Consider the following 23,777-nt stretch of genomic DNA (forward strand, 5'->3'; position numbering starts at 1 on the left):
TGCACTTGTCCGCTGCCCGGCGCCGACTGACGATGCAGAACACCGCGTCGGCAGGCTGGGGAGCCGACCGGCCCACACGTCAGTGCACGGACCTGCGCAGCGGTGCAGTGTGCCAGCACGGATTCCTCTACGGCCTCACAGCAGGTGAACGTGGAGCTTTCCCACTTGTGCAAGACGGCACGCCCACACATCCAACAACCGGCAAAGCAGTACAACTCCCCCACGCTCGACCTCGGCATTGCACTTCCTTCACAAGGTGCTCACATCCAGCTGGTTGCAGCGTAAACGGAGCCACTGACAGCGACTCCGCCCGGGCGTACCGATCTGCCGCGGCCGCGACGGAAAAATGCTGCTCACCATGCCGGAAGCTCCCCCTGCCCCGCTCGACGTCACCACGGTCGCGTACCGAATCGCGCCGCCCCGCCCCCTACGCGCACGTTGGCGGTGAGCGTGCCGTTCACGATCACCATGGAATACCGATCCATGAGGTACGTGCAAGGCGATGGACTGTTTCCACCGAAGCAGCGTGTCTGCCGGGAGGCGGACGGGCCACCCGGGGAGCGATTGGAGCCAAGCCGATAAGCCGATGCGGCCGTTCAGACGGCAGATGTAGGCGAGGTGTTCGAACGTTGCAGCGGAACGAGTCGGGCGCTGCGCGCTCGATGGCCAACGGTACGCCACACGAGGAGGCCGGCGCGATGCGCCGACTGCGTCACTGGCCAACGGTGCGAGGCTGAAAGGCTGTTCGGAACGCGCCGCCGGACCTTATACGGCTGCCGTGGGAGGGCCTCACTCACTGCGCGGTGGGATGCCTGCTTGTCCCGGCGTCTCGTCGGCAGTGGTGAGCGTTGGCGCTGAACGTGGGCAAGGCGGAGGATTCGCTGCGTAGTGTGTCTGCCTCCAGCCGGCCGATGTTGCGCCGTGCCTACCGGCGGCGGCAACGCGCAAGACGCTTACGTGCCCGGAACGCCGCACTAACCGGGCACGCCGACACTGCGCCGATCGCCGCGGTCCTGCTGCTCAGCACCAATGGGGCAGCTTATACGCGGCACCGACCCTTCGTGCTGTTGCGCAGTGCGGGCGAACCCTCATCGGGATGGTGCAAAACGGCTGACCGACAGGCGAGATCTGATCCGTTCGAACTCAGGGGGCGGTTTCCCGCCGGCCGCGCTGTGGGCCCGGGACACCCAACTGGCCAGCGTGGTCTCGTTGATCCCGAGGCCCCTCGCCACCTGCGTAATCGGCTCGCCGGTCTCGGTCACGATCCGAATAGCTCCCGCACGGAACTCCGCGTTAAACTTCCGTCTCTTGCCCGCCATGACTCCCAACTTCCCCTGCAGTCACGGTCTCTACGCTACGAGGGGAAGGCCACTGCTCAAAGCACGCAGCGACCGGTTTCATCACCCAGCACGCGAGCACCAAGTACATCCACTACGCCGATGGAAGCGGATCGGCGACCATGCTGCGAGCAGCGGTCTTCGCGCTGCTGCAGCTTCTTGACCACAGGGTGGCCGCCCAACTCACTGGACGGCCACCTTCAAGAAGCGCGGTCAGGCTCTACTTCGAGACGAGGGCCTGCAGGTGGCTGGTGAGCAGCCGCACGTCACTGGCCGTGTTCTGGAGGCCGTTCCAGCGGCGTTCCTGGCCATCTGAGAACCTCCACGTGCCGGAGGTCCAGGCCACGCGGTCCTCCAGCCCGCGCAAGGTGATGCGGACCTTGTCCCAGTCGACCTTGTCGAAGGGGATGTCTGCGGTGAGTCGGTCCATGACGAAGCCCATGGCCTGGATACCCACGCCGTGGGTCAGCCTCGACTCCTTGGGAGGCTTGTCCCACGCGTCCTCGAAGATGTTCGACACTGGAGTCCAGAAGGACAGCAGGTGCGCCAGCATCTGCTCTTCGTCGCCGGTGCCGTCCTCGGCGTTCCGGTACTGGTAGAGGGCGCCTTCGTAGATGCTGTGCTCCAGCATCCTCAGGACGCTGTTGTCCTTGATATTGCCATTCGGCGACGTGGGGCTGCTGATCCTTCCGCTGAAGGGACCGTCTCCCATATTCAGAAGGACCATGATCTTCGCGGCGAGTTGACGGCGCGCGTACGAGCGCGGCAACTGGCCGGTGGTCTCCGGCAGGAGTTCGTACACGAGCCCCTTGGGGAGCGGCTTGGTCGAGTTGACCAAGATGAACTGCGACCGCTGCTCTTCCTGTGACGCGATGAAGCCCACGGCTGCCACGGGGAACTCCGCAAGGTCCGCGTCCCTGATGGCTGCACTGCGTTGCTGTCCATCCACGAGCCAGGCCGGCTTCTCTTCGTCAGCGAGTGACTCATCAACAGGAATGATCAACTCGCCGGGGATGGAGTACTTCACGTTGCCACCGCGAACCGCCGGTTCGAACGTCACGCGCTCATCGAATGCGAGGACCAGTGCGTTGGGAAGCATCGCCCCCTCTGACTCGAGGTAGCGGCGGATCGAACTGATGTGACTGAGGACCTCGGGCCGCTGGTACCCCTGCAACCGCTTCTGGTCGTCGCGGCGGACGCGCGAGACAGAGGCAAAGTCGTGCAGCTTCTTGCCGTCGACAGCGAAGCAGTAGATCTCTTTGCTGCCTTGGAGCACTTTGAGCGCGGGAACCTTCAACACGTAGCGGTCGGCCACATCATCTCCTGTTTAAGTTACTTTGAGTACTATGCGCGGTCTGGGCGATTATGTGAGCGGCAGCTTGCGCATCTTGGCTTCGAGTACCGTCATGTTATGGAATCCGCGGCGCTTGTTTCGCTCCGTTCCACGGAAGATCACCATCTCGATCTTGTGCTGCCTACATAGATCACACTGACAGTCCCGCCAAGGCCGGTCGACGAGGGTCTCCTCGTACTTGTCGACCTTCTTCAGCTTCTTGGCGTCGCCGATAAGTGACTGATAGGCGCGCAGGGCATCCATGACATCCTGCACTTTAACGCTCTCATCCTCGTCATATTGGCGAAGCAATTTGAGGCATTCCCGCTCCGCCTTGATTGCTTCTGATTGCGACACCACCCCAGCCAGAATCAACCGCTTCAGAGTGAGGTTGCCGTCAACCTGGGGAACCCTGATCGCCATATAAGACCGGCCAGCAGTGTGGTAATTATTCCGCTCATCCATGAAGGCCTGCCGGAATGCCGAGGTACTGTCGAAGCTGCTGACATGATATCCGACGAAGCGTTCCATACTGTCGATGCGGGTGATTCCGAGAAGATGAAACTCAACATCATCCTCGCGAACTTCGGAGATCCTCTCAAGGCAAGCAATAATTTCCGGCGTCTTCAGCGGTACCATGCCACCCAGAGCGATCCTCTTGTACCCCATTTTCTGGAGTCTAGCGACACTGTCCGCGTAACTGTCCGGGCTCCACCCCTGGGCCGCGCCGACCGGCTCCAGCCTATTCTTTGGCTCGGAGATCAGCCGATTTCTCCCCTTAATGGCCTTTATAAATTTCTCCGCCAAGTCAAGCGAAATCTCACGACGTTTCATCCACGCAGGATCAGCCTCACTCTCGGGGACCTCAGGCTTGTAACCGAAGATGACATGGTCGATACTGATCCCCGAGTTGAACCTGCACTCGTAATAGAAGTCGAGCACTCCGTCAATAGTATAAGGCGGGTACTCTTCATCAATATAATTGAATGCCCCGCAGTCGCCGAGACTATCCATAGTCCGGGGTAGGCCGAAGAATTCCCTCACGCCATCTCGGTAGAGGCGGTTCCTCTGGGGGGCGCTGTACTTTCCAGCGCCCTTGACCGACCCGTCTACGATCGCCTTACTGACCAGTATCCCATCGTATGGCGCTGGATTCACAGCCTGATGAGCATACAAGTCATCTCTCTGTCGGACCCGGTGATCTGGATACTCATCTCTAATGAAGTCGTACCGGGGGCTGATCTGGTCCTGGCTGTCTGGGAAGTAGAACCTCACGACGCGCTCATCCTCGACTGAAGGTAGATTCGAATCAACAGGTTTGACAGGGTGCTGATATGTCGGGGCGTATTCTGCAACTCATTCCAGGGAATGTTGAGTTCCGGCCAGCGCCCCTTCGTCCAGTGGCAGTGAGGCTTGACCAGTTCCAACTCAGCCATGGCCTTGTCGTATGCATCCTTCGATCCGATATCTGCGCTCACAAGCACACGGTCCATTATCCGGTCCATGAGGCGCCCCATTGACCTAATTCCCACACCATGCATGAGTCGACTCTTAGCCGGTGAGAGCCCCCAGGCTTCTGGGAAGGTGTCCCTAACCGCCGTCCAGTAGACGACAAGGATGTCCCTCATCGCTGCCGTGTCGGTTGTTCCGTTGGAAAGGTTCTTGTACGGAAAGAGAACTCCGGAAGGAGAGAGCGATTCTTCGATGGCGGAGATGAGGCTGTTATCTTTGACTACTGCCTCAGACTTTCTATCACCCACTGTTGACGCCTGCTTGATCAGCCCTCTGAACGGTGAATCGTTGTCCAGGTTCAGGGCGTTGACTAGCGCAGATGGGAGTTTCCGAGCAGACAGCCTGGTGGGTAGCTTGGTGTTGACCTCAGGCAGAAGTTCAGATACGAGGTTCGTGGGAAGCGGCGACACGGTGTTGACCCGGAGAAACTGGTCGCGTTGGATCTCCAGATCTTCAGCAACGAATCCCGCAACGGTGATTGGGAGCTTCGATCGCTTCGTACGGGCAAGAGCAAGGCTTCGCTGCTGTCCGTCTACGATCAGGGCGGGTCGAGGAGCGTCGCCGGAATCCGGCAGCGGAATCTCAATGGTCCCAATCGTCGCCAACCCGTCGGTGCTGTTAGGCCCTCGGCTGCCCTTGAATCGGACCGAGGCGGGGAGTGCGAGGATGAGGCCGTTGGGAAACAGGACGTTCTCGCCGTCGAGGTAGTCAAGGATCTGCTTGACGTGCTGCTTTTTCTCGGGCCTCTGGTAACCGAGCAGCTTCCCCGCTTCGTCACGGGAGATCCGTGCGACGTCGGCAACACGGTCCACCTCTCCGGCCTGCAGAGCGAAGAGGTACAGAGGGATGTTTGGGTTCTGCTCGATGCGCAGCGCTCTGCGTCGGATGACGTTCTCAGTCACCGCTCCTCCATTGTCTGGACGTACAGCTTGGCGAAGCGGCTCTGCTCGCACGCTCGGCCTTCGTCTCTGAGTAGCCGAAGAAGCCGTGTCCGCGAGACGCCAGGCTGAGACGCGGTCTGCTGTCGGATGAAGACGATGACCTCGTCATCGGTCATCGGCTCTCGGTGGTGCTGCTCGGGCTTCGACTCGCCCGCCGCCCATTTCTTCCAGGAGTCGCTGGTGGTTCTTGAAGTGAGTTGGCTGTTCTGGCAGTGCCGGAGCCAAGATGTGGCCATGCGCACGTTCAGGCTCGTCAGCGTTCCACCCAGGGAGCGTCTCAACCCTGCGTCGGCGGGGACTCTTTGGATGCCACCGATCTCTTCCACGCCGCCGAAGAGGAGTGCCTCACTCCCGAGCATGGCTAGGGCGCGAAGCTCCGTCTCCATGGCCTTTGCATAGACCTCGGAGAGCACCATGAGGACGGCGCCAGTCTTGCCGAGCTCCTGCAGGGTTGCACGGCCGGCCTCCTCTTGGAGGTGGCCCCACCACTGGCAACTGCCTTCTGCGGTGGTGGCCACTGAGTCGGCGTGCCTATTGCTGAAGGTCGCAGCATACGAGGGGGCCGACACTGATACTGGTTGAAGGCCCAGGCCAGCGGACGCCACCCAGAGGTCCGCTTCGAATCCGGCCTCAGTTGCCGCTTCGCGAAGGCGCCGCACCTGCGTCCAGTGGTCTCCCCGGTAGAGCTCGGCGAGCGAGTGCGTGTGGGAGGCGCTCTTGACGCGCTCCTTCCATAGCGTTGCCCGCTCCTTCACGGTCCCCGCCGGGAGCGACCTCGCGTGCAGTGCCGGCTCTGGCACAGCGGCCTTACGATCCGTGCAAGTCACGACCAGCGTTAGTTGCCTCACGCAGCCTCTACTCCCCGACGAGCATAACTAGAAATCTATTGTCGTTACTCTACCTGTCAGTTTTCGCGCTAGGGTTCATCCGTACACACAGACCTAGGTAGGGAGCAAGGGCATGGCGGAGCGTCCCGCGATCGTTCTACTGAGTGGTGGCCTGGACTCGACGACTGTTCTGGCGATCGCCAAGGACCAGGGCTACACGCCGTACGCGCTGAGCTTCCGCTACGGCCAGCGGCACAGTGTGGAGCTTGAGGCTGCGAAGCGCGTGGCTGCGGCGCAGGGGGTTGCGCGCCACGTGATCGCGGACATCGATCTGCGAGTTTTCGGCGGCTCCGCTCTCACGTCCGACATCGATGTGCCGAAGCACGAATCCTTGGATGATGCCGACAACAAGGACACCGGCAGCAGCGTGCCCGTCACCTACGTTCCGGCGCGCAACACGATCTTCCTGTCCTTCGCGCTCGCCTATGCAGAGACAGTTGGGGCGAGCGACATCTTCACCGGCGTGACCGCGGTCGACTACAGCGGCTACCCGGACTGCCGCCCCGAGTACATGGAGGCCTACGAGCGCATGGCCAATCTAGCCACCCGCGCCGGGGTCGAGGGCACACAACGGCTCAAGCTTCACTCGCCGCTCATCGCCATGTCGAAGGCCGACATCGTCCGCGAAGGCCTGCGTCTCGGCGTGGACTACTCCCTCACCTCCTCCTGCTACGACCCGGACGAGCAGGGACGGGCTTGCGGGCACTGCGAGACTTGCCTGCTCCGCCTTAAGGGCTTCGCCGAGGCCGGCGTCACCGACCCCGTGCAGTACCAGGGCGCGTGAGAATGACCTACCTGGTCAAGGAGATCTTCTACACCCTGCAGGGCGAAGGGAGTCACGCAGGTCGTCCAGCCGTCTTCTGCCGCTTCTCCCGGTGCAACCTGTGGACGGGCCTGGAGAAGGATCGTCACCGTGCGATCTGCCAGTTCTGCGATACAGATTTCGTCGGAACCGATGGAGAAGGCGGTGGTCGGTTCCGGTCCCCGGACAACCTCGCGCAAGCCGTCGAACAGGCGTGGCCGTCAGCCTCCCGGGAGCACCGGTTTGTGGTGTGCACCGGCGGCGAGCCGCTCCTGCAGCTTGATGAAGCAGCGATCGAGGCGCTACATGCACGAGGCTTCGAGGTGGCTGTAGAGACGAACGGCACCCGCGTACCGCCGAAGGGTATCGACTGGATCTGTGTCAGCCCCAAGATCGGCTCCGAACTGATCGTGACCGGCGGTGATGAACTGAAGCTGGTTTACCCCCAGTTGGGCGGCGACCCCCGTCAGTTCGAGCACCTGGACTTCCGGTACTTCCGGCTCCAGCCCATGGATGGCCCTGACGTTGAAGCCAACACTAGGGCGACCGTCGAGTACTGCATGAAGAACCCGCGCTGGATCCTCTCTCTCCAGACGCACAAGTTTCTGGGAATTCAGTAATGGAAATCTTCCGCGAGTTCACTTTCGAAGCCGCGCATCGCCTGCCCAACGTGCCCGAGGGTCACAAGTGCGCGCGCCTGCATGGCCATTCCTACAAGGTCATCGTCCACGTCGAGGCTCCCGTCGGCCTTGAGACGGGCTGGGTCATGGACTTCGGTGACCTCAAGAAGGCTTTCAAGCCCCTCGAAGCACAGCTCGACCACTACTACCTCAACGACATTGAGGGCCTGGAGAACCCGACGAGCGAGGTCCTCGCCCGCTGGGTCTGGGAGCGGCTGAAACCGACCCTCCCCGACCTCTCCGCAATCACCGTTCGCGAGACGTGCACGTCCGGCTGCACCTATCGGGGCGCGTGAGCGATGCACGACATCCAGAACGAGACCGACTCCCGCGGCATCGAGATCGACGAGGTCGGCATCAGCGGCTTGCGCTATCCGCTGTACTTCGAGGACGGCCACCTCCGTCAGGAGAGCGTCGCAGAGATCGAAGTGACCGTGCGGCTTCAACATGACCGCCGCGGCACCCACATGAGCCGCATGGTGGCTCTCGTACACGAGTATCTTCGCCGGTTCGATCCGCGAAAGCTGCCGTACGTCCTGAAGGTCGGTGCGGACCTCCTTGATGCGCCCGCCCTTTCGGTATCGGTTGCCGTCCCGTTGAGCACGGTCGTGATCGCGCCGGCGAGTGGGGCCGAGTCGTGCCAGGTTCATGATGTCCGGTTCGACGGTCGTTGGGACGACGGGGACACGACGGTGATCACGTCGGTCACCACCGAGGTCACGAGTCTGTGCCCGTGCTCGAAGGCGATTTCTGATTACGGCGCCCATAACCAGCGCAGCCGCGTCACGCTGTCTGTGACAGGACGCGGCGACACTCCTTATCCCTTTGGGGTGCAGCAGGCCGTCCGACTTCTGGAGAAGTGCGCGTCGGCTCCGGTAGTTCCTTTGGTCAAGCGTCCCGATGAACGCGTCCTGACGATGCAGGCGTACGACCACCCAGTGTTCGTTGAGGACATGGCACGCGACGTCAGCCGGGCCTGCCGTGATCGAGGGCTCGTCCACTCGGTGCGAGTACGCAACCTTGAGAGCATCCACAGTCATGACGCCGTCGCGCACATCTCTGGGTGATGTTCCCTCCTTGCAGATGGTGCACGAATTCGACCTGATTGAAGGCCTCGAGCCTATGGCGATGCGTTTCAGGGGGGATCCGTGGTGGGACTCAACTGCCGCCTGAAGAGCCGGGAACATAATGGCGCTTGGGCGCGACGGGCAGGATGAACTCGCTGCTGCTGGCTTTCAACCTCCTTCCGGCCCGCTTCTCTGCGGAGAAGATCGTCGGAGTGCTGGTCGAATTCGAATCTGCTGCGCAACTGGCCGTCCTCCGCGCGAAGCGCGGCGGCAGCCACGTGGTCGCCTCGATCGTTCATGAGTCCCCGTCAGCGAACTGACGGGGACTCATGAACGATCGGAACCTCGGCACGGGATTCGTCTTCAGCTATGACGAATCCGTGTCGATGCAGGAACGTGGCACTATGCGCAACCGGCTTCTGCGCCTTCCCGGTATCACTGAGCGTTTTCAGCGTTGCCTCTCCAGGGTGAGGACGGCCTTGGTGATGACGGTCATGCAGTTGGGGCTGATGCGGGATCTGCGGAAGATCTGCCAGGACTTCAGTCGTGCTCTGCCGCGTTCGACGGGCGCTCGTGCCTGGGCGAGGGCGCGGTTGAGTTCACCGCCGGGTGGGCGTCTGAGGCCGGTGGTGACCCAGGAGCCGGCGCCGGTGTAGGCACGGTCGGCGAGGATCGGACGCCTTGTCGCTCGCAGATTTTTACGATCTTACCTCCAGGGCAAGCATCCGGGCCGCGTCCTCATTCCCCCAACCCCGTAAGCTCCAAGGCCTTCTTCACGGTCTTCTGGAGGCTCCTGAGCGTCACGTCGAGACCGTCGGGGGTCTCAACCCGTGCCGCTCCAGCCCCTCCCGGCGCTACCTTGGGCTCATGGCGCTCCCCATCGTCACGGGCCCACGGTCTCCTGCGGGTCACACAGTGCGAGCCCTCGGAGTGCCCTCACGTGGCTCGTACTCATCCTCGACCTCGATCAGCCGCCACGCAGGGTGGAAGTCGCGGTGGCCGTCGTACGCCGCAACGAGTGAGTGGATCACCGGGCTACGGAATTCCCGCGAGAGTCCGGCCCACAACTCGCTGGCCGCCCTCTTCCAGAGGACGCGCCCCTCGTTGTCCTCCGCCCTCCGCGGAAACTCCTCCACCCAGTCCATGAGTCGACGTTTCGCCTCGACGTCAGCGAGGACCCGGGCCTGCAACTTTGCCACGTCTTGGTTCTTGCCGGGCTTCAGTGCGCGAGCCGCAGTTTCGTCCTCGTCAAGACGGGCCCAGAGGAACTCCATCATGGCCTTGAATTCGTCATCTCTCATCGCTGTTACCCCCTAGTCGGCGTTGAGAGGCCATCATCCAGCAGACCGGTCAGTCCGTGAGCTTTTTTCATGTGGCCACTGGATGACGCAGGTGAGGTGGTATGGGGGTCGCAACGCACAAGGCCCAAAAGCCAGGCTGTACGGCAAGGGTCTGAACACGGAGCTATGTCCTGCGCCGGACGACCGTCGAGGTGATCGATGACCTGCTGCGAGAAGAACTTAACGTTGAGGACGATGCCTACGGCTTGAGCCGAGGTCACTACGCGCTTACTGAGCTTGAACTCGGGTTGTCGTATTGGGTTATGAGGGGTGGAGGGTGAGTCCCGTTTCTGCGAGGCAGCCGTCGAGGAGGGCCGGCCGGTACTGGATCTTGCGGAGTCCCTGGCGGACGGTGCGGATGAGGTGGTCTGTGCTGGTGAAGGCGACGTTGGTGGTGTAGCCGCGTCGCAGCAGCGACCAGATGCCTTCGACCGGGTTGAGCTCGGGAGCGTAGGCGGGTAACTGGACGACGGTCAGCCAGTTCTGGCCGTCGATGAAGCGGCGCATGTCCGCGCAGAGATGAGTGCCGAGGTTGTCCCAGATAAGGATGATGGGGGCGCCGAGCTGACGGTGAGCGGCGATCAGGAGGTCTCGGTAGTCCGTCCAGGCAAAGCTCCGGCGGCCCTCACGTCGGCTGCCATGCCGCTTGGGCCGGTAGATCAGGCGGGAGGGTTGGCCTGTCTTGTAGCAGGCCAGGGCGGCGATGGACAGCTGGCGCGAGGTGCGGCCGCGCACCCTGATCACCGGGGTGTGGCCGCGCCTGGCCCACGTGCGTGCGGTGGGCGGCGTCATCGAGAAGCCGGCTTCGTCCTCGAAGACGACCCATGCGTCGAGCGCCGCCGCGGTGTTTCCACGTGCGGCCAGGTCTCCTTCACCCAGCCACAGATGGCCTCCTCGTCGCGTTCGACGGCCCGTCTGGTCGGCACCTGGCAGGAGAAGCCATGCCTGATCAGCAGCTTGCGCACCCCTTGCAGGGTGTAGCTCTTATGGAAACGCCGGCCGATCACGGTCTTCACCCGTGACAGTGTCCAGCGCTGGTCCGGCCAGCCGTGCGCCACCGGCCCCTTCGCCAACTCCGCCTCCAGCTGGGCGAACTGGGCATCGCTCAACCGGGGAACGGAGGCGGATCCCGCTGACCGCAGGGCCCGCGGGCCGCCCTTGTCCCACAACCGCCGCCACCGCTGCACCGACCGGACGCTGACCCGTAACTCCGCCGCGATCGCCGAACTCGGCTCACCAGCGGCGAACCGCTCTGCGGCCATCATGCGGATCCCCTCGCGGAACTGCCGGCGCTCGTCCGACAGACCGCCGCCCTGCGCGTACCTCATGACAACGGAATACCGCGAGGATCAAGCCCTGTCAGCAACTGCGACAACCCGAGTTCAATCTCAGTAGAGGAGATGGCAGCGGCACAGCGGTATCCACGTCAGATCCGTTCCATGCTCCGTTCTCCCACCAGACCACCGAGACGCCGAAGGCTCCTTCGACCGCTGCGACCGCCCAGGACTCAGTCGGCGCGGCTGCGCAAACGAGGAAGGCCCGGTCGACGGAATGGCCGAGCGTGAAGCGGATTTCTGCGGTGCGCGTCGCCGCTTCGCGAAGATCGGAGTACGTGGGCTGTTCCGCATGCAATACCTCGAAGAGGTGGGTGCCGCTCTCACCCGCTCAGATGATGTGGCTAGGGCGACGTTCAGCGGAACGTCGCCCTAGCCACCTCACGCGGATCCATCAGATTGGACCAGTCCGGCCGCACCCTGCTCCTCATCAACGCGCTCACCTCCCGCTGCGGCATCGTCCCGTACCCGCCCTCCGACAAGGCCGTCTGGGCGCACATCCGCCTCTGCTGACATCTACAACTGTTAACCCATTCGCGCCACCTGTGACCGAGAGATCCATTAGGTTGACTCTGCGTTCACCACCGAGCCGCCGAGGACCTGCATGACACCGTTACCCGCGTTCGACCCCGCCACGGAGTGCCCTCCCCCGGGTAGGTTTCCGCTGACCTGGGACGATGTCGACTCGGAGCTGGTGAAGGCGGACGATTTCGCGGAGTCGTCCACCCGCGGCGGCCTGCTGGAGGAGCTACGGTTCCACTTCGCGCTGGTGGAGACGGCGACGGGTGCGGTGGGCCGGCTCTGGCTCGCGGGGAGCTTCGTCAGCGGCAAAATGGACCCCGAGGACGTCGATGTCACGTACCTCATACCGCCCGATGCATACGCCCGGGCGATGGCGGAAGCCGACATCGTTGACGACCTTGACAATCTGGGTACCAAGGACTGGTGTGTGCGCCATGGTATGCGGGTGGACGCGTACGTCCTGCGCCTTCCAGAGACGGAGGACTTCCGCGCCCTCGGGGTGACCGGGGCCATGGCACCGGACGACCACAAGGTGTTCGAGCACCTCGGGGTCTACGACGAGATCTGGCAGCGTTGCCGGGGCGGACAGGACGGCATCCCAAGAGGAGCCCGGCGAGGATATGTGGAGGTGCTGCTGTGAACACACCGCAGAACCTGCCCGACCCCTCGGACAAGAAGGCCCTGAGGGCTTGGATGCAGGCCAATCGGGGCAAGGCTCCCGGCCATGACCCGGTACGGTCGGCGGACGATCTCGCCGCAAGCCAGCGGCGCAAGCTGCTGAAGGCCGTGGGCCTTGCGACCGGCGACGCCAAAGCCGGGCCAGCGCGACGATCACTCCGGCTGGCGCTCGAAGGGGCCCCGGTCAGGGAACACCGTGTGGAGTCGTCCGTCCTCGGACAGTGGCTGATCTCCTTCCAAGAGACCGTCTCAACCATCGCGCACGCCCTCGACGAGAGCCGCCCCACACATGATTACGGGCCGCTGCCACATGCCGTCCGAAAGGCGACGCGGCTCTACGCGGCGGCCACTTTCCCCTCTTCATACGGCATGGTCCTAGAGGAGGCACCGACCAGCGAGCATGAGCTGCCATTGCCGGACATGGCCTCGGCACAGTCTCTGCTGGACCGGGCGATGGGGACCGTCCTCGACATCACCGACCGGGCCGAAGCGGGCCCGGGGGCCATCGATGCCGTCATCGAAACCGCGCTGCCACTGGGCGGGCGGGTCTTCAACCGCCTTGCCGAGCTGACGGACGTACTCGCCGTCTCGGGCGCCGACATCGGCCTGACGTGGAGTTCGCCTTACAGCGGCGTGCGCGCCTCGCGGCTTGGGTCCAGCAGCGCCCAGCGATGCCGGGACGCGCTGCGCGCCGTGCAGCCCGAGGAGGATCAGAAACGGCTCGTGGGCCGACTCGTCGGCGGCAGCATGCTGCGGGGAACGGTCGAGATCGAGACGGCCGACCGAGGCGTGATCACAGCACGCGTAAACCGCGAGGTCACCAGCCTGCTCAGTGCATACGCGAACCGCCAGATCACTGCTGAGGTCCTCGTGTCAACGGTCCGGTCGCCGCATGGACGCGAGCACCACAGTTATGCCGTGCTCGACCTGAGTCTTGACGAAAGCTGAGGGTTACCTGCGGGCCCAACCCGCCGACCGTCCGTGCCGTCGTCCCCTCACTTCAGGGCTCAGGCCGGCGAAATTCGATGATCCCCATAAACGTCCACGGCTTACGCAGAGGGTTCCAGCTCAGACCGCTCCAGCGGTGTCGGCACTGCTGAACGAGTCGAATTGGCCGGGATCGCCGACGAACAGGGCACTGTCGAAGAGGCCCGCGCAGGCGAGCATGGCATCGGAGCGCATCCTGTACGCCTCGTCGACGATGGTGAGGGGCCAGTGGCTGTGCTCGGGCTGGTCCACGCGTCCTTCATGGCAAGGACTTCTTCTATGCAAAGAGCACCACAGTCCGGCGCTCAGCCGCAACTGCGTGATCACGGAGGTCGGCGTTTAAACAGGCCTCCACTCGATCGATTGAGAAGTCGATGCGTCAGAACCACCATTTGGTTCCCGTGCCTAGCCTGATGTTGGTCGGCCCTCGTGGCCGTCCCTTCCTGCTCGCCGGGTCTGGCCTGGCTCCCGCATCAGTGACCTGTAGGTGATGGCCATGCAGAGTCAAAGTCCGCTGCGTGAGAACGAAACAAGAAGCCATCAGGCTCTCCCCGACGAGAGTTCTGCATCCTGGCGGTACCAGCAGCCAGGGCCCCACGGCCGTCTCCGCTTCTCCGGCGTGGTGCGCGGTTCCGCTGGCTGTGAGGAGGCGTGTGTCCACGCCGAGTTGGCCAACGTAGTCCACGACCTTCTCGTCTGGGCACAGACCGCCGGCAAGGACGCAGCCAGGCCCTTGGCTGCAGAGGGGGCGGACAGCGCAGCATGAAACTCCCGACAGCCGCACGGCCGGGGTGGACACTGTCCGGCGGCGCGCCGAGTGGGGGTGGCACTCAGTGGTGACAGCGGTGAATGCGGGCCTGTCGGATGTGGCGGTGTCGCCGTTCGCTCCACCGGGTGGCGGGCTCCTGCACGGTGAAGTGCGTCTGGCCTGGCTCGGGCGGTGTTCAACACAGGAGCAGCAAGATCCACGGCAGTCGCTGCTGCGGCAGTTCGAGCGGTGCCGCTCCGCACTGCCCGAAGCGTGGGCGGTCGTGTGCCACTTCTACGACGTGGAGTCCGGCCGCCTCGCCCTAGACCAGCGAGGCCGAGGCGAAAGCGTGGAACGCTTCGATGTGCCCGTCCCCCGGGACGGCGGCATCCAGGATCTCCTGACCGAGGCGGCCAACCCCGGCCGCCGGTTCGATGCGGTGATCTGCGAGAGCACCGCCCGGGTGGCGCGCCGCATGTTCGAGAGCCTGTCGGTGGAACGCGCGCTGGAGCAGGCCGGCGTGCCGCTGTTCGCCTGGAACGAGCCGATCAAGATCGGGGGCGGGCGGGCCCAGCAGATCCTGCAGCGTCGTATCAACCAGTCGGTGGCCGAGTACGAGGTCTTCAACGCCCTGGAAGCTTCCTGGGGCGGGCTGTGCCTCCACGTGCGCGAGGGCTGGAACATCGGCAAACCCCCGTACGGGTATACGGCCAGGCGCTACCGGCATCCCAACCCGGTCAAGGCGGCCAAGGGGCAGACGAAGTCCCGGCTGGAGCCGGACGGTGCTCGCGCGCACACCGTCACCCAGATCGCCCACTGGCGCCACCACGACGGGCTCGGCTACGCCGCGATCGTCGACCGCCTCAACGCCAACCCTGCCCTGTTTCCTCCGCCGGTCCCGCCCGGCGGCGCTGCACGAGCCCGCGGTGCGTGGGGCAAGTCCGCCGTCGCCGACCTGCTGCGCAACCCCAAATACACCGGCTACCAAGTCTTCAACCGGCGCGCCAGACGCTCCCGAAGCGGCGCCCACAACGCCCGTGACCTCTGGGTGTGGTCACCCCAGCCGGTACACGAACCACTCATCCCCAAATGGATATACGACGCCCTCACCGCCCGGTCACAGGCCGGCCAAGGCTCCCGGGCCGGGAACACCATCAACACCCATCCGCAGACGAACCGCACCTACGTACTACGCGGCATGCTTCTGCACGCCTGCAACCGACGCATGTTCGGCAAGCACCGCAAGGGCATCACCTACTACTGCTGCCAACCGGAGGCCAACAACCGCGGCCGACCCGATACCTACGCCGGCCACCCCAAGACCACATACATTCGCGAGGACCTCCTACTGGACGCCCTGGCCGCCTTCTACACCGACCACGTGCTGCGCCCCCACCAGCCCGATCTGCTGGCCGCCGCTCTGGAACGCGCCCAGCGCCGCAATGCCACCCACCGCCAAGGCGAACGAGACCGGCTGCACCTCCTGCTGAACGATGTCGCACGCCGCCAGCACAACCTCCTACAACAGGCACAGAACTGCCCCGCCGACGACCCCTACGCCACCGCCCTCCGCCACACCTACAACGACCTGGAAGACCAGCGCGTCAACGCACTCGGCGCACTCCGAACTCTCGGTACGGCCACCTCTGCCAAGTCAGCCGACACCCTCGCCAAGCTTCTCGACGCCCTCCCCTACCTGGCCCGCCATCTCGCCGACGCCCCTGAACACCTGCAACGACGCCTGTTCGAGACCACCCAACTCACCGTCCGCCTACACACCGACAGCGACGACATCTCCTTCCACATCACCCTGCCAGAGCAGCACCACCCGACCAGTACCTCGGCCGCCCTAACGGATACAACTCCGTGCTCATGAGTGACTGCGCCCTCCGTTCATGGGCGCCCCACCCACCGTGTCCGGGATCCGGCCGGTCCGCCGCCAGCGGGCCAGCACAGCCCGCCCGTAGTTGTTCGTGCCCGCCACCCGATCCAACTCCGCGCCACTGGCCACCCGCCCCGCAGCCAACTGCCGCCGGAAGTGCTCCCACATCACCTCCTCCGCCGTCGCCCCAGCAGGCCGAGACCGACCGTCACTCACCGGCCGAGGCTCCGTACCCCCCGTCTCGCCACCGCCCGTCGGCTCTCGGCTGCTTCGCGCCGACTCTCGCCGCACAGTCTCGGACTCGTCTCGCTCCACCGGATCCGCCCCGCGGCCGTCTGCTCCTCGCGCCTCTCGGTCACGCTGTGGGCCGCCGTCTCGCCGAGTCTCGTCACGAAGCTCCGACGGATCATCCGGACTCTCGCTGCGCTCGCGACCCTCGGAATGGTGCGCGAGCAGTTCCACCGACAGCAACAAGGCAACCGGCGGCCAGCCCGCCACCAGCATCGGCTTCCACGCCAGCGCAGGCGCCGCAGCAATATTTGCCGCCAGGGAAACCGCGATACCGAGGAGAAACGCCAACCACACCACCACCCGTGCCCGCCGTCCCCCATCGCGAGCCGAGGCCAGCAGCCCGACCGTCGCCAGTAGCAACAACCCGTCAACTGACAACGGCCACAACGTCGCACTCACCGCATCCGCCCCACCCTGCAGAGCGAACTCCCGCTGATGCACGTACGAGGCATACCCGGCCACCGACGCCACCACCAGCGCACAGCCACGCCGCACCCACACCTCAAACCCGACACCGCTACCCACAGTGTCCGCCGAGGCATCACAAACGTCCCGAGACTCCTCGCGAGATATTGACCCTCGGGCGCTCACCGGGAACCACCCCTACGCCGACGGCGCCGCCGTTGCTGCGGCACAGCCACCGTCCCGGAAAGCACCAGCTCACGGCCGGTTCGAGGCCGTACAGATGCTGTCGGTGCCCCGCCGGGGGCGCCCAGTCTCCGCCCTCCCATCGGGAGGGCGTTTTTGCTGTTCAGGGGCGGGCGCAGAGCCCCGCAGCACCCCACCCCGCGCGGCGTAGAGTCGAGAACCCCTGCCCCGCGGAAAGGACTTCACCGTGCCGCTGCGCTGTGCCGTGCTCGACGACTTTCAGCAGGTCGCGACGGAGCTCGTCGACTGGTCGCCGCTCGCCGAGGACGTGGAGGTCGTCTCCTTCGGCTTCCATTTCGCCGACGAGGACGCCCTGGCCGCCACGCTCGCCGAGTTCGACATCGTGATCACGCTGCGCGAGCGCGTCCCCTTCCCGGCATCCCTGTTCGCCCGCCTCCCCCGGCTGCGCCTCCTCGTCGCCTCCGGCATGCGCAACAGCGTCATCGACTACGCCGCCGCCAAGGCCCACGGCGTCACCGTCTGCGGTACGGCCAGCTCCTCGACCCCGCCCGTCGAACTGACCTGGGCGCTCCTGCTGGGCCTCGCGCGTGGCGTCGTGGAAGAGAGCAACGCCCTGCGCTCCGGCGGCCCTTGGCAGTCCACCGTCGGTGCCGATCTGCACGGCCGCCGCCTCGGTCTGCTCGGACTCGGCAAGATCGGCAGCCGGGTGGCCCAGGTGGGCCTCGCGTTCGGGATGCAGGTCTGCGCCTGGAGTCAGAACCTCACCGAGGAGCGGACGCAGGAGGTGGGCGTCGAAAGGGCCGCGACCAAGGAGAAACTCCTCACCCGCAGCGACTTCGTCTCGATCCACCTCGCCCTCGGCGACCGCACCCGCGGCCTGCTCGGCGCCCCCGAACTCGCCCTCCTCAAGCCGACCGCCTACCTGATCAACACCTCCCGCGCCGCGATCGTCGACCAGGACGCCCTGCTCGCCGCCCTCCACGCGGGCCGGATCGGCGGTGCGGCCGTGGACGTCTTCGACACCGAACCGCTCCCCGCCGACCACCCGATGCGCACGGCTCCCCGCCTGCTGGCCACCCCGCACCTCGGCTATGTCTCCCAGGCCAACTACCGCACGTACTACGGCCAGGCCGTGGAGAACATCAAGGCCTTCCTCGCGGGTTCGCCCGTTCGACAGCTCCCCTGACACCGCCGCACGGGTTAACGGCATGGGTGATCCGGGCGTGATCACCGTGACCAGCCGTGGGCCCCCGCGTTGAACGGGAGTGCGGCGGCGCACCCTGCCGCCGAGCTCACCGAGTCAAAGGAGAACGTGATGTCGCGCATCGCGAAGGCAGCCGCTGTCGCCGTCGGCACCGGTGCCATGGTGGTCGGCGGGGCCGGACTGGCCCTGGCGGACGCGGGCGCCAACGGCAAGGCCGTGCACTCGCCCGGCGTCGGGTCGGGCAATGTCGTCCAGGTCCCGATCAACATCCCCATCAACCTGTGCGGAAACACCGTCGACGTGATCGGTCTGCTGAACCCCGCCTTCGGCAACACCTGCGTCAACAACGGCGACAACGACCACAAGAACGGCGGCCACGGCCACGACAACGGCAAGGGCGGCCACGACAACGGCAACGGCGGCTACGGCAACTGACGCCCCCCCGTCCGAGCACGCCCCGTACGTCCCCGTACGGAAGAGAGCCCCGGCACCTCCGAGCGCCGGGGCTCTCCCCATGTCCCCTCACGCGTACCGGTAGATCCGGCTCACGTCCTCCAACTGGTCCGGCGTCACATCCCACGGCGGCAGCTTCTCGTGCCGGGCGACGATCCGCCCCCGCTGTTCGTCGCCGATCGCGGGCGCCTTCGCCGGCAGATACCGGTGCACCCGATGCCGCCGCTGCCAGCGCGTCCAGCACAGGTCGATGAAGGCGTGGTGCATCCAGAACACCGGATCGTTGACGGAGGCGCCGCCGACCATGTCGCCGCCGACCCAGCGGTGCACCCGGTTGTGGTTGAGCCAGGCCACCGGACCGCGTCCTTCGCCCCACCCCTCCAGCTTGTTCCGGAACCCCTTGCGGGCCGTCGAGTCCCAGGGCGAGGCGTCGTAGACCGGATCGGCCAGCGCCCGCTCCAGATCCTTCTTCGTCGGCAGCGCGATCGGATCGCGCACCCGGCCCAGGTCCCGGGTGAGGAACTTCCCGTCCGTCACGTTCTCCTTGATGGTCCAGTTGCCCTCCGCGTAGGCGAACGGCCCGGTCATCACCTGCCGGTCCGCCCGCCGCCCGGTGCCGCCGAGCAGGTCCGCGGTCCAGGGCGCGGCGGCCGCCGTACGGTCCTTCGTCCAGTCCCAGTACGGCAGGGTCACCGAGGAGTCCACCCGGCGCAGCGCCCGCTCCAGCTCCAGCAGGAACTGCCGGTGCCAGGGCAGGAAGGAGGGCGTCATATGGGCCGTACGCAGTCCGCCCTCGCCGTCGGAGACGTAGTGCTCGATGTGCATGCGCACGAACTCGTCGTACTCGCCCCGCCGTTTGAGCTCCAGCAGCGCCTTCACCAGCCGCCGCCGCTCGGTCCGGGTCAGCGTGCTGACGTCCTTACGCGTGTACGCCATGGTGGGCCCCCGTGTCCGTCTCCGTGTCCCGCAGCCGCTCCCCCGGCCCCAGTTCGTCGACCGCGGCCCGGGCCGCGTCCAGCGGGGTGTCGTACGAGCGGTAGTGGTCGACCATGCTCAGCCAGGTGCCGTCCGCCCGGCGCATCAGATGCAGTCGTACTCCGTCGACCGTGACGTACCACTGCGCGGCGCCGAAGGTGCGGCCCGCCGAGGTGCGGATGCCGCGGATATGGCGGCCGCGGTAGGTCTCGTCGAAGGCGACCTCCCCGGGGTTGTCGCGGCCCTGGGCCGGGGCGGGTGGCCGGGAGGCCGCGACGACGGGTGCCAGCGCCAGGGCGCCCACCGCCGCGAGCAGCCCGCGCAGGACGTCCCGCCGCCCACCCTGTCCGGCCTTCCCCGGCTCCGCACCCACTGCCACTCCGCCGACACTGACGACCATCGTGTGCTCCTCATCCGGTTCGCTTGTCACAGCGGTAACCCCCGCCCTGCCCGCCCGGTCACCGCCCGTGCCCCGGAAAGCCGAAGGGCCCGGTCGGCGGCGCGCGCCCCGGGCCCTTGCGAGGTCGCGGCTACAGGCCGGGCCCCGCCACCAGGTCGGCGCCCGGCACGGTCTGCAGGACCGGGGCGAGCACGCCCGCCTGCGGCAGCTTGGGCTCGGGCAGGCCGAAGCCCTCCGGGTTCGGCGGTGTGAGCGGGGCGTCCAGGGTCAGGCCCGGCGCCAGGGTGCGCAGGTCGGAGGCCGGGGCGTGGACGCCGACGTGGTCGAAGTCGTCGCCGAGGATGTGCGGCAGCGGAGCGCGCAGGCCCACGCCCGGCAGGCCGCCGCTGACCGGCAGCTGCGGGATGACCCGCTCGGGGATGAGCCGGCCCTCGACGTACCGCGGGCCCTCGGGCGCGCCCGGCATCGGCACCGGGATCTCGCCGCCGAGCTTCGGCAGTTCGATGTTGAGGGACTTCTCGATGCCGTCCAGCGGCACCGGGACGGGGACCGTGCCGACCGCGGCGGCGGGGGCGGCGCTGGCCACCGCGGCCGCGACGCCCGTGACGACGGCGGCAAGGGTTCCTCGGGTGGTCGACTTCATCTCAGCTACGGTCCCTTCCAGGGGTTCGGTGGATCGACGTCGTACCGCACAACGACTCCGGGATCACCACCAGCGCACAATTCGCCCGACTGCCGTAGTAGTACGGCGATCAGCTCGTCCAGAAGTCCCACCAGCGGGTCAGGATCAGCATCCCGACGACGCCGAGGTGCAGCACCGTGAGCACCCAGGTGAACTCGCCGAAGAAGGACACCAGCCGGCCCGGCGCGGCCACGAGCCGGGAGCGCACGACGAGCGAAGTGACGTACCAGAAAAGGATGATCGTGGCGATCCACGCCAGACAGCACCACAGGCACAGGGCGTTGATCCGGTACAGCGACTCGAACTGGAGCCACGACACGAACCCGACGCCGAACACACAGCCCGCCTCGAAGGTCAGCCAGTACCAGCGCGGGAATTGGGCACCGGCCAGCAGGCTGACGCCGACGCAGATGACGACGCCGTAGGCGACCAGACCCAGCATCGGATTGGGGAACCCGAAGGCCTCGGCCTGGTCGCTCTCCATCACGCTGCCGCAGGACAACACCGGGTTCAGACTGCAGCCCGGCGTGAAGTCCGGGTCCTCCAGCAGCTTGAACTTGTCGATGGTGATGACCCAGGAGGCCAGCAGCCCGGCGGCGCCGGTGAGCACCAGCAGCAGGGCGAAGCCCCACCCCGCGCCCACGGTCCGCGCGGCCCGTCCCGCGGTCGTGGCCATCAGCCGCGCAGGCTGCGGGCCGGCAGCACGATGTGCGCGGCGGCGTTCAGGGTCTCGTCGGCGCCGGCGAACTCGGCCAGCGCCTCCGGCGCGATCGGCTTGCCGGGCTCCGCCTCGGGCCAGGGGCGGCTGGTGAACACGAAGTAGGCGAAGCCGCGTTCGGCGACGGCCTCCAGCCACTCCGGGGGCGGGGTGCACTGGGCGTTGAAGCCCGGCATGCTGACGACGGCCTGGCCGGCCTCGACCAGCAGACTGACCGGGAGACTGGGCCGGGCGGCACCGTCGACGAGATCACCGCCGAGCGGCAGGTCGTTGCTCTCCAGCAGCGCTTCTACGGCCTTGATCGAGCCCTCCGGCCCCGCGGCGCCGTCGCCGAGGGTGTAGGCGAGCAGATAGGGCATGTCGCCGCCGGGGGCCTCGCCGCTCCAGGCCATCACGACGAGCGTGCCGAGTTCGGCGGCGCGGAAGGCGCGGTTTTCGCTTGAGGTTGAGGTCACCGCGCGACCTTATCGACGCTCCGGAACGGCCCCGCGGCCCTTCTCACCCGACCGGGCGACGCCCCGCGCCCTGTCCACACGAACGAGTTACCCGTGCCTCGAACAGTGTCCAACCGGCACACACCGAGGGCCGATTCCGTACGCCATGGAATCGGCCCTCTGGGCGGGAATTCGCGGAATTTCAGCTCTGCAGCGGAAGTCCGCCGAGCAGTCCGCCCTGGTTCAGCGCGGTGGTGGCGCCCTTCACGGTGTTGAGCACGGAGTCCTTGTTCTCGGTGTCGAGCGCGTCCGACTGGTGCTGCAGCGGCATGGCGTCGGCGGGCGTAAGGCGGCCACTGGTGAGCGTGTTCACGGCGCCGGTGAGGCTGGTGGGCGTGAGGTCGGCGGTGCTGTGCGCGAACGCGGGCGCGGCGGCACCGGCGACGACCAGGGAACCGGCAACGACAGCGGCGGCCTTCAGGGACTTCATCGTGTTCCTTTCTTCGGCAACTCACAGTCGCCAAGGGGAATTCTGACGCCGTGCCTAACGACCTTGCGCCGGACCGGAAACCCCGGGCCCGCATCCTCATATGAGATCCAAGAAAGACGTAGCGAAATTCAGGACGCAGAGAAGTTCAGAAGGCCGCCGTACCGGCCGAATCGACCGGCCCGACGGCCTTTTGAGTCTTCGCCCTGTCCTACGACGTGGGCAGCAGACCGCCGGTGGGCGGGGAGACCGGCAGGCTCGGCAGCGCCGGCAGCGCCGGCAGGCCGGCCAGGTTCGGGGCGGGCAGGCCGCCGCCGAGCAGGGTGGCGGCGAGCGCGTTGACCAGGCCGGTCAGCACACCGGTGACGGCCGGGACCACCTGGGCGACGTCCCCGGAGGTGACGGCCGTGAGCAGGGTGTTGACCGCCTTCTGGAGGGCGGCGAGGGCGTCGGCGACGAGGTCGGCGGGCAGCTGCGCGGACGCCGCCTTGTCGTCGCTCTTGGAGAGCGTCGGCAACGTCGTCGGCAGGGTCGGCGCGGCGGGCAGCGTGGGGGTGGCGGGCAGCGTCGGCGTGGTGGAGGTGGTCGGCGTGGTGGGCGTGGTCGAGGTCGCCGGGAGGTTCGCCGGCGGGGCGACCGGGGCGGCGGCGGTGACCTTGGCGATGGCGTCCTTCACGGCCTGGCCGAGCTTCGTGGCGTCCGCGGCGGGCAGTTGGCCGTTGTCGGCCTTGAGCACGGCGTTGAGCAGGTCGGTGACCGGGCTGAGCACACCACCGAGGTCGCCCAGGGCCTTGGTCTGGGCGAGCAGCCCGTCCGCGCCGGGCACGGGCGCCTGGGACGCCGCATGGGTGTGCTCACGGGCGGAGTCGTCGGCGGCCATCGCGGCTGGGCCGGCGATCCCGAGCAGCAGGGTGGCGCACAGTGCGGAGGTCGCGATACGCCGTGCGGGCAGAGCACGCATGGGTGTTCCTTTCGGTGGTGCTTCGGATCTTGTGCCCACCGTGAAAGCGCCCACCGCGCTCTGCAACCGTTCGAGCGCCGCCGGTAACCACCCGCACGCCGCATCGACGGCGTCGTGCCTGGTGAGGGGCGTGTCAAGGCGCCTCGCCCGGATCGCCGCGACCATGCCCCATTCGGGGCAACGCGAACCGGCCGCCCGCCGTGGCGGATCCACGGAAAGGCGGCCGGTCAGAGGGTCTCGCGGTGACGTCAGTCGTTGACGCAGGTGTTGCCGAACGCCGGGTTCAGCAGACCGACCAGGTTGAGCGTGTTGCCGCAGACGTTGATCGGAACGTGGATCGGAACCTGGACGACGTTGCCCGACAGCACGCCCGGGGAGTGGGCGGCGGCGCCGTTCGCGCCACTGTCGGCGGCAGCGATGCCGGCGCCGCCCGCAACGGCCGCAGCGGCAACAGACGTAAGGACCAGGCCCTTCGCGATACGCGACATGGAGAGGTGCTCCTTGGGGTTGACA

Annotated in this window: 26 protein-coding genes and 3 pseudogenes; 10 read left to right on the forward strand and 19 right to left on the reverse strand. The window is 66.2% G+C overall.

Translation table 11 applies throughout. The features are described 5' to 3' along the window. Positions 1-1,088 precede the first annotated feature (1,088 nt). The 5 genes from OHT76_RS15770 to OHT76_RS15790 form a co-directional block, all read right to left on the reverse strand. Positions 1,089-1,319, reverse strand: coding sequence for a transposase (locus OHT76_RS15770; RefSeq protein WP_328871462.1), 231 nt, complete (start codon positions 1,317-1,319; stop codon positions 1,089-1,091). 238 nt (positions 1,320-1,557) lie between these two features. Beyond that, the gene (gene dbpB / locus OHT76_RS15775) at positions 1,558-2,652 is read right to left on the reverse strand and encodes a DGQHR domain-containing protein DpdB (protein ID WP_328871463.1); all 1,095 of its coding nucleotides are present in this window, start codon (positions 2,650-2,652) and stop codon (positions 1,558-1,560) included. A 48-nt stretch (positions 2,653-2,700) separates the two neighbouring features. Further along, entirely contained in the window at positions 2,701-3,945 is a 1,245-nt protein-coding gene (gene dpdA / locus OHT76_RS15780) for a tRNA-guanine transglycosylase DpdA (RefSeq protein ID WP_328871464.1), read from the reverse strand. Further along, complete coding sequence (gene dbpB / locus OHT76_RS15785) at positions 3,942-5,084, reverse strand: DGQHR domain-containing protein DpdB (protein WP_328871465.1); 1,143 nt, start codon at positions 5,082-5,084, stop codon at positions 3,942-3,944. The genes dpdA and dbpB (OHT76_RS15785) overlap by 4 nt, the downstream gene beginning before the upstream one ends. Continuing rightward, the gene (locus OHT76_RS15790; protein ID WP_328871466.1) at positions 5,081-5,878 is read right to left on the reverse strand and encodes a hypothetical protein; all 798 of its coding nucleotides are present in this window, start codon (positions 5,876-5,878) and stop codon (positions 5,081-5,083) included. Before OHT76_RS15790 ends, dbpB (OHT76_RS15785) begins: the two co-directional genes overlap by 4 nt. 205 nt (positions 5,879-6,083) lie before the next feature. Between OHT76_RS15790 and queC the strand changes: the two genes are divergently transcribed. The 5 genes from queC to OHT76_RS15815 all read left to right on the forward strand — a co-directional run bounded on the left by queC (position 6,084) and on the right by OHT76_RS15815 (position 8,879). Further along, complete coding sequence (gene queC, locus OHT76_RS15795; RefSeq protein WP_328871467.1) at positions 6,084-6,794, forward strand: 7-cyano-7-deazaguanine synthase QueC; 711 nt, start codon at positions 6,084-6,086, stop codon at positions 6,792-6,794. A gap of 2 nt (positions 6,795-6,796) precedes the next feature. After that, positions 6,797-7,432, forward strand: coding sequence for a 7-carboxy-7-deazaguanine synthase (queE, locus tag OHT76_RS15800; protein WP_328871468.1), 636 nt, complete (start codon positions 6,797-6,799; stop codon positions 7,430-7,432). Beyond that, entirely contained in the window at positions 7,432-7,788 is a 357-nt protein-coding gene (gene queD, locus OHT76_RS15805; protein ID WP_328871469.1) for a 6-carboxytetrahydropterin synthase QueD, read from the forward strand. The genes queE and queD overlap by 1 nt, the downstream gene beginning before the upstream one ends. 3 nt (positions 7,789-7,791) lie before the next feature. Continuing rightward, positions 7,792-8,559, forward strand: coding sequence for a GTP cyclohydrolase I FolE2 (locus OHT76_RS15810; RefSeq protein WP_328871470.1), 768 nt, complete (start codon positions 7,792-7,794; stop codon positions 8,557-8,559). A 146-nt stretch (positions 8,560-8,705) separates the two neighbouring features. Beyond that, positions 8,706-8,879: a hypothetical protein gene (locus tag OHT76_RS15815; protein WP_328871471.1), complete on the forward strand. Its 174-nt coding sequence runs from the start codon at positions 8,706-8,708 to the stop codon at positions 8,877-8,879. Positions 8,880-9,007: 128 nt separating this feature from the next. On the opposite strand, the pseudogene OHT76_RS15820 reads toward OHT76_RS15815, so the two are convergent. The 3 genes and pseudogenes from OHT76_RS15820 to OHT76_RS44130 form a co-directional block, all read right to left on the reverse strand. Then, positions 9,008-9,267 (reverse strand): annotated as a pseudogene (locus OHT76_RS15820) (transposase family protein); the annotation flags it as partial. Positions 9,268-9,467: 200 nt separating this feature from the next. Then, positions 9,468-9,860: a DUF6221 family protein gene (locus OHT76_RS15825; protein WP_328871472.1), complete on the reverse strand. Its 393-nt coding sequence runs from the start codon at positions 9,858-9,860 to the stop codon at positions 9,468-9,470. A 300-nt stretch (positions 9,861-10,160) separates the two neighbouring features. Next, a protein-coding gene (locus tag OHT76_RS44130) for an IS630 family transposase (RefSeq protein ID WP_443049793.1) occupies positions 10,161-11,227 on the reverse strand; the annotation gives its coding sequence in 2 pieces (ribosomal slippage) (positions 10,161-10,781 and positions 10,784-11,227; 1,065 coding nt in all). A 610-nt stretch (positions 11,228-11,837) separates the two neighbouring features. Here OHT76_RS44130 and OHT76_RS15840 point away from each other — a divergent pair. Together OHT76_RS15840 and OHT76_RS15845 are read left to right on the forward strand one after the other, a co-directional pair. Continuing rightward, complete coding sequence (locus OHT76_RS15840) at positions 11,838-12,395, forward strand: DUF6932 family protein (RefSeq protein WP_328871474.1); 558 nt, start codon at positions 11,838-11,840, stop codon at positions 12,393-12,395. Continuing rightward, positions 12,392-13,381, forward strand: coding sequence for a hypothetical protein (locus tag OHT76_RS15845; protein ID WP_328871475.1), 990 nt, complete (start codon positions 12,392-12,394; stop codon positions 13,379-13,381). Before OHT76_RS15840 ends, OHT76_RS15845 begins: the two co-directional genes overlap by 4 nt. 109 nt (positions 13,382-13,490) lie before the next feature. Here the strand turns inward: OHT76_RS15845 and OHT76_RS15850 are convergent. Next, a pseudogene (locus tag OHT76_RS15850) lies at positions 13,491-13,675 on the reverse strand (helicase); the annotation flags it as partial. 581 nt (positions 13,676-14,256) lie between these two features. On the opposite strand from OHT76_RS15850, the gene OHT76_RS15855 reads away from it, so the two are divergent. Continuing rightward, positions 14,257-16,044 carry a recombinase family protein gene (locus OHT76_RS15855; RefSeq protein ID WP_328871476.1) on the forward strand — a complete coding sequence of 596 codons (1,788 nt, stop codon included), beginning with the start codon at positions 14,257-14,259 and terminating at the stop codon, positions 16,042-16,044. Here the strand turns inward: OHT76_RS15855 and OHT76_RS15860 are convergent. Both OHT76_RS15860 and OHT76_RS15865 read right to left on the reverse strand, forming a co-directional pair. Then, positions 16,039-16,266, reverse strand: a complete 228-nt coding sequence (locus OHT76_RS15860; RefSeq protein ID WP_328876770.1) for a hypothetical protein — start codon at positions 16,264-16,266, stop codon at positions 16,039-16,041. The genes OHT76_RS15855 and OHT76_RS15860 overlap by 6 nt on opposite strands. 282 nt (positions 16,267-16,548) lie before the next feature. Continuing rightward, positions 16,549-16,932, reverse strand: a pseudogene (locus tag OHT76_RS15865) (DUF2637 domain-containing protein); the annotation flags it as partial. A 244-nt stretch (positions 16,933-17,176) separates the two neighbouring features. Between OHT76_RS15865 and OHT76_RS15870 the strand changes: the two are divergent. Beyond that, entirely contained in the window at positions 17,177-18,136 is a 960-nt protein-coding gene (locus tag OHT76_RS15870; protein WP_328871477.1) for a D-2-hydroxyacid dehydrogenase family protein, read from the forward strand. 129 nt (positions 18,137-18,265) lie between these two features. Next, positions 18,266-18,589 carry a chaplin gene (locus OHT76_RS15875; RefSeq protein ID WP_328871478.1) on the forward strand — a complete coding sequence of 108 codons (324 nt, stop codon included), beginning with the start codon at positions 18,266-18,268 and terminating at the stop codon, positions 18,587-18,589. An 87-nt stretch (positions 18,590-18,676) separates the two neighbouring features. On the opposite strand, the gene OHT76_RS15880 is transcribed toward OHT76_RS15875, so the two are convergent. From OHT76_RS15880 to OHT76_RS15915, 8 genes are all read right to left on the reverse strand, one after another. After that, the gene (locus OHT76_RS15880) at positions 18,677-19,543 is read right to left on the reverse strand and encodes a tyrosinase family protein (protein WP_328871479.1); all 867 of its coding nucleotides are present in this window, start codon (positions 19,541-19,543) and stop codon (positions 18,677-18,679) included. Next, a complete protein-coding gene (locus OHT76_RS15885) occupies positions 19,527-19,982 on the reverse strand; it encodes a tyrosinase cofactor (protein WP_328871480.1) in 456 nt (151 codons plus the stop codon). Before OHT76_RS15885 ends, OHT76_RS15880 begins: the two co-directional genes overlap by 17 nt. A 130-nt stretch (positions 19,983-20,112) precedes the next feature. Continuing rightward, complete coding sequence (locus OHT76_RS15890) at positions 20,113-20,625, reverse strand: hypothetical protein (protein WP_328871481.1); 513 nt, start codon at positions 20,623-20,625, stop codon at positions 20,113-20,115. 109 nt (positions 20,626-20,734) lie between these two features. Continuing rightward, positions 20,735-21,340 (reverse strand): vitamin K epoxide reductase family protein, encoded by a 606-nt coding sequence (locus OHT76_RS15895; RefSeq protein WP_328871482.1) that lies wholly within the window; start codon positions 21,338-21,340, stop codon positions 20,735-20,737. Then, on the reverse strand, positions 21,340-21,837 hold the full coding sequence (locus tag OHT76_RS15900) for a DUF5949 family protein (protein ID WP_328871483.1): 498 nt from the start codon (positions 21,835-21,837) through the stop codon (positions 21,340-21,342). The genes OHT76_RS15895 and OHT76_RS15900 overlap by 1 nt, the downstream gene beginning before the upstream one ends. A 181-nt stretch (positions 21,838-22,018) precedes the next feature. Continuing rightward, positions 22,019-22,306 carry a hypothetical protein gene (locus tag OHT76_RS15905; RefSeq protein WP_328871484.1) on the reverse strand — a complete coding sequence of 96 codons (288 nt, stop codon included), beginning with the start codon at positions 22,304-22,306 and terminating at the stop codon, positions 22,019-22,021. Positions 22,307-22,514: 208 nt separating this feature from the next. Further along, positions 22,515-23,264, reverse strand: coding sequence for a hypothetical protein (locus OHT76_RS15910; protein WP_328871485.1), 750 nt, complete (start codon positions 23,262-23,264; stop codon positions 22,515-22,517). Between the two features lie 248 nt (positions 23,265-23,512). Then, positions 23,513-23,752: a chaplin gene (locus OHT76_RS15915; RefSeq protein ID WP_328871486.1), complete on the reverse strand. Its 240-nt coding sequence runs from the start codon at positions 23,750-23,752 to the stop codon at positions 23,513-23,515. Between the last annotated feature and the right edge of the window lie 25 nt (positions 23,753-23,777).

Origin of the sequence: Streptomyces sp. NBC_00287 (assembly GCF_036173105.1) — a bacterium.
Classification (GTDB): Bacteria; Actinomycetota; Actinomycetes; order Streptomycetales; family Streptomycetaceae; genus Streptomyces.

Coding starts and splice junctions, on each gene's coding strand:
- OHT76_RS15770 (WP_328871462.1), bottom strand. CDS start 1,319: ATGGCGGGCAAGAGACGGAAGTTTAACGCGGAGTTCCGTGCGGGAGCT.
- queC (WP_328871467.1), top strand. CDS start 6,084: ATGGCGGAGCGTCCCGCGATCGTTCTACTGAGTGGTGGCCTGGACTCG.
- OHT76_RS15905 (WP_328871484.1), bottom strand. CDS start 22,306: ATGAAGTCCCTGAAGGCCGCCGCTGTCGTTGCCGGTTCCCTGGTCGTC.
- OHT76_RS15875 (WP_328871478.1), top strand. CDS start 18,266: ATGTCGCGCATCGCGAAGGCAGCCGCTGTCGCCGTCGGCACCGGTGCC.
- queE (WP_328871468.1), top strand. CDS start 6,797: ATGACCTACCTGGTCAAGGAGATCTTCTACACCCTGCAGGGCGAAGGG.
- OHT76_RS15810 (WP_328871470.1), top strand. CDS start 7,792: ATGCACGACATCCAGAACGAGACCGACTCCCGCGGCATCGAGATCGAC.
- OHT76_RS15840 (WP_328871474.1), top strand. CDS start 11,838: ATGACACCGTTACCCGCGTTCGACCCCGCCACGGAGTGCCCTCCCCCG.
- OHT76_RS15885 (WP_328871480.1), bottom strand. CDS start 19,982: ATGGTCGTCAGTGTCGGCGGAGTGGCAGTGGGTGCGGAGCCGGGGAAG.
- OHT76_RS15895 (WP_328871482.1), bottom strand. CDS start 21,340: ATGGCCACGACCGCGGGACGGGCCGCGCGGACCGTGGGCGCGGGGTGG.
- queD (WP_328871469.1), top strand. CDS start 7,432: ATGGAAATCTTCCGCGAGTTCACTTTCGAAGCCGCGCATCGCCTGCCC.
- OHT76_RS15915 (WP_328871486.1), bottom strand. CDS start 23,752: ATGTCGCGTATCGCGAAGGGCCTGGTCCTTACGTCTGTTGCCGCTGCG.
- OHT76_RS15880 (WP_328871479.1), bottom strand. CDS start 19,543: ATGGCGTACACGCGTAAGGACGTCAGCACGCTGACCCGGACCGAGCGG.
- OHT76_RS15825 (WP_328871472.1), bottom strand. CDS start 9,860: ATGAGAGATGACGAATTCAAGGCCATGATGGAGTTCCTCTGGGCCCGT.
- OHT76_RS15910 (WP_328871485.1), bottom strand. CDS start 23,264: ATGCGTGCTCTGCCCGCACGGCGTATCGCGACCTCCGCACTGTGCGCC.
- OHT76_RS15815 (WP_328871471.1), top strand. CDS start 8,706: ATGAACTCGCTGCTGCTGGCTTTCAACCTCCTTCCGGCCCGCTTCTCT.
- OHT76_RS15890 (WP_328871481.1), bottom strand. CDS start 20,625: ATGAAGTCGACCACCCGAGGAACCCTTGCCGCCGTCGTCACGGGCGTC.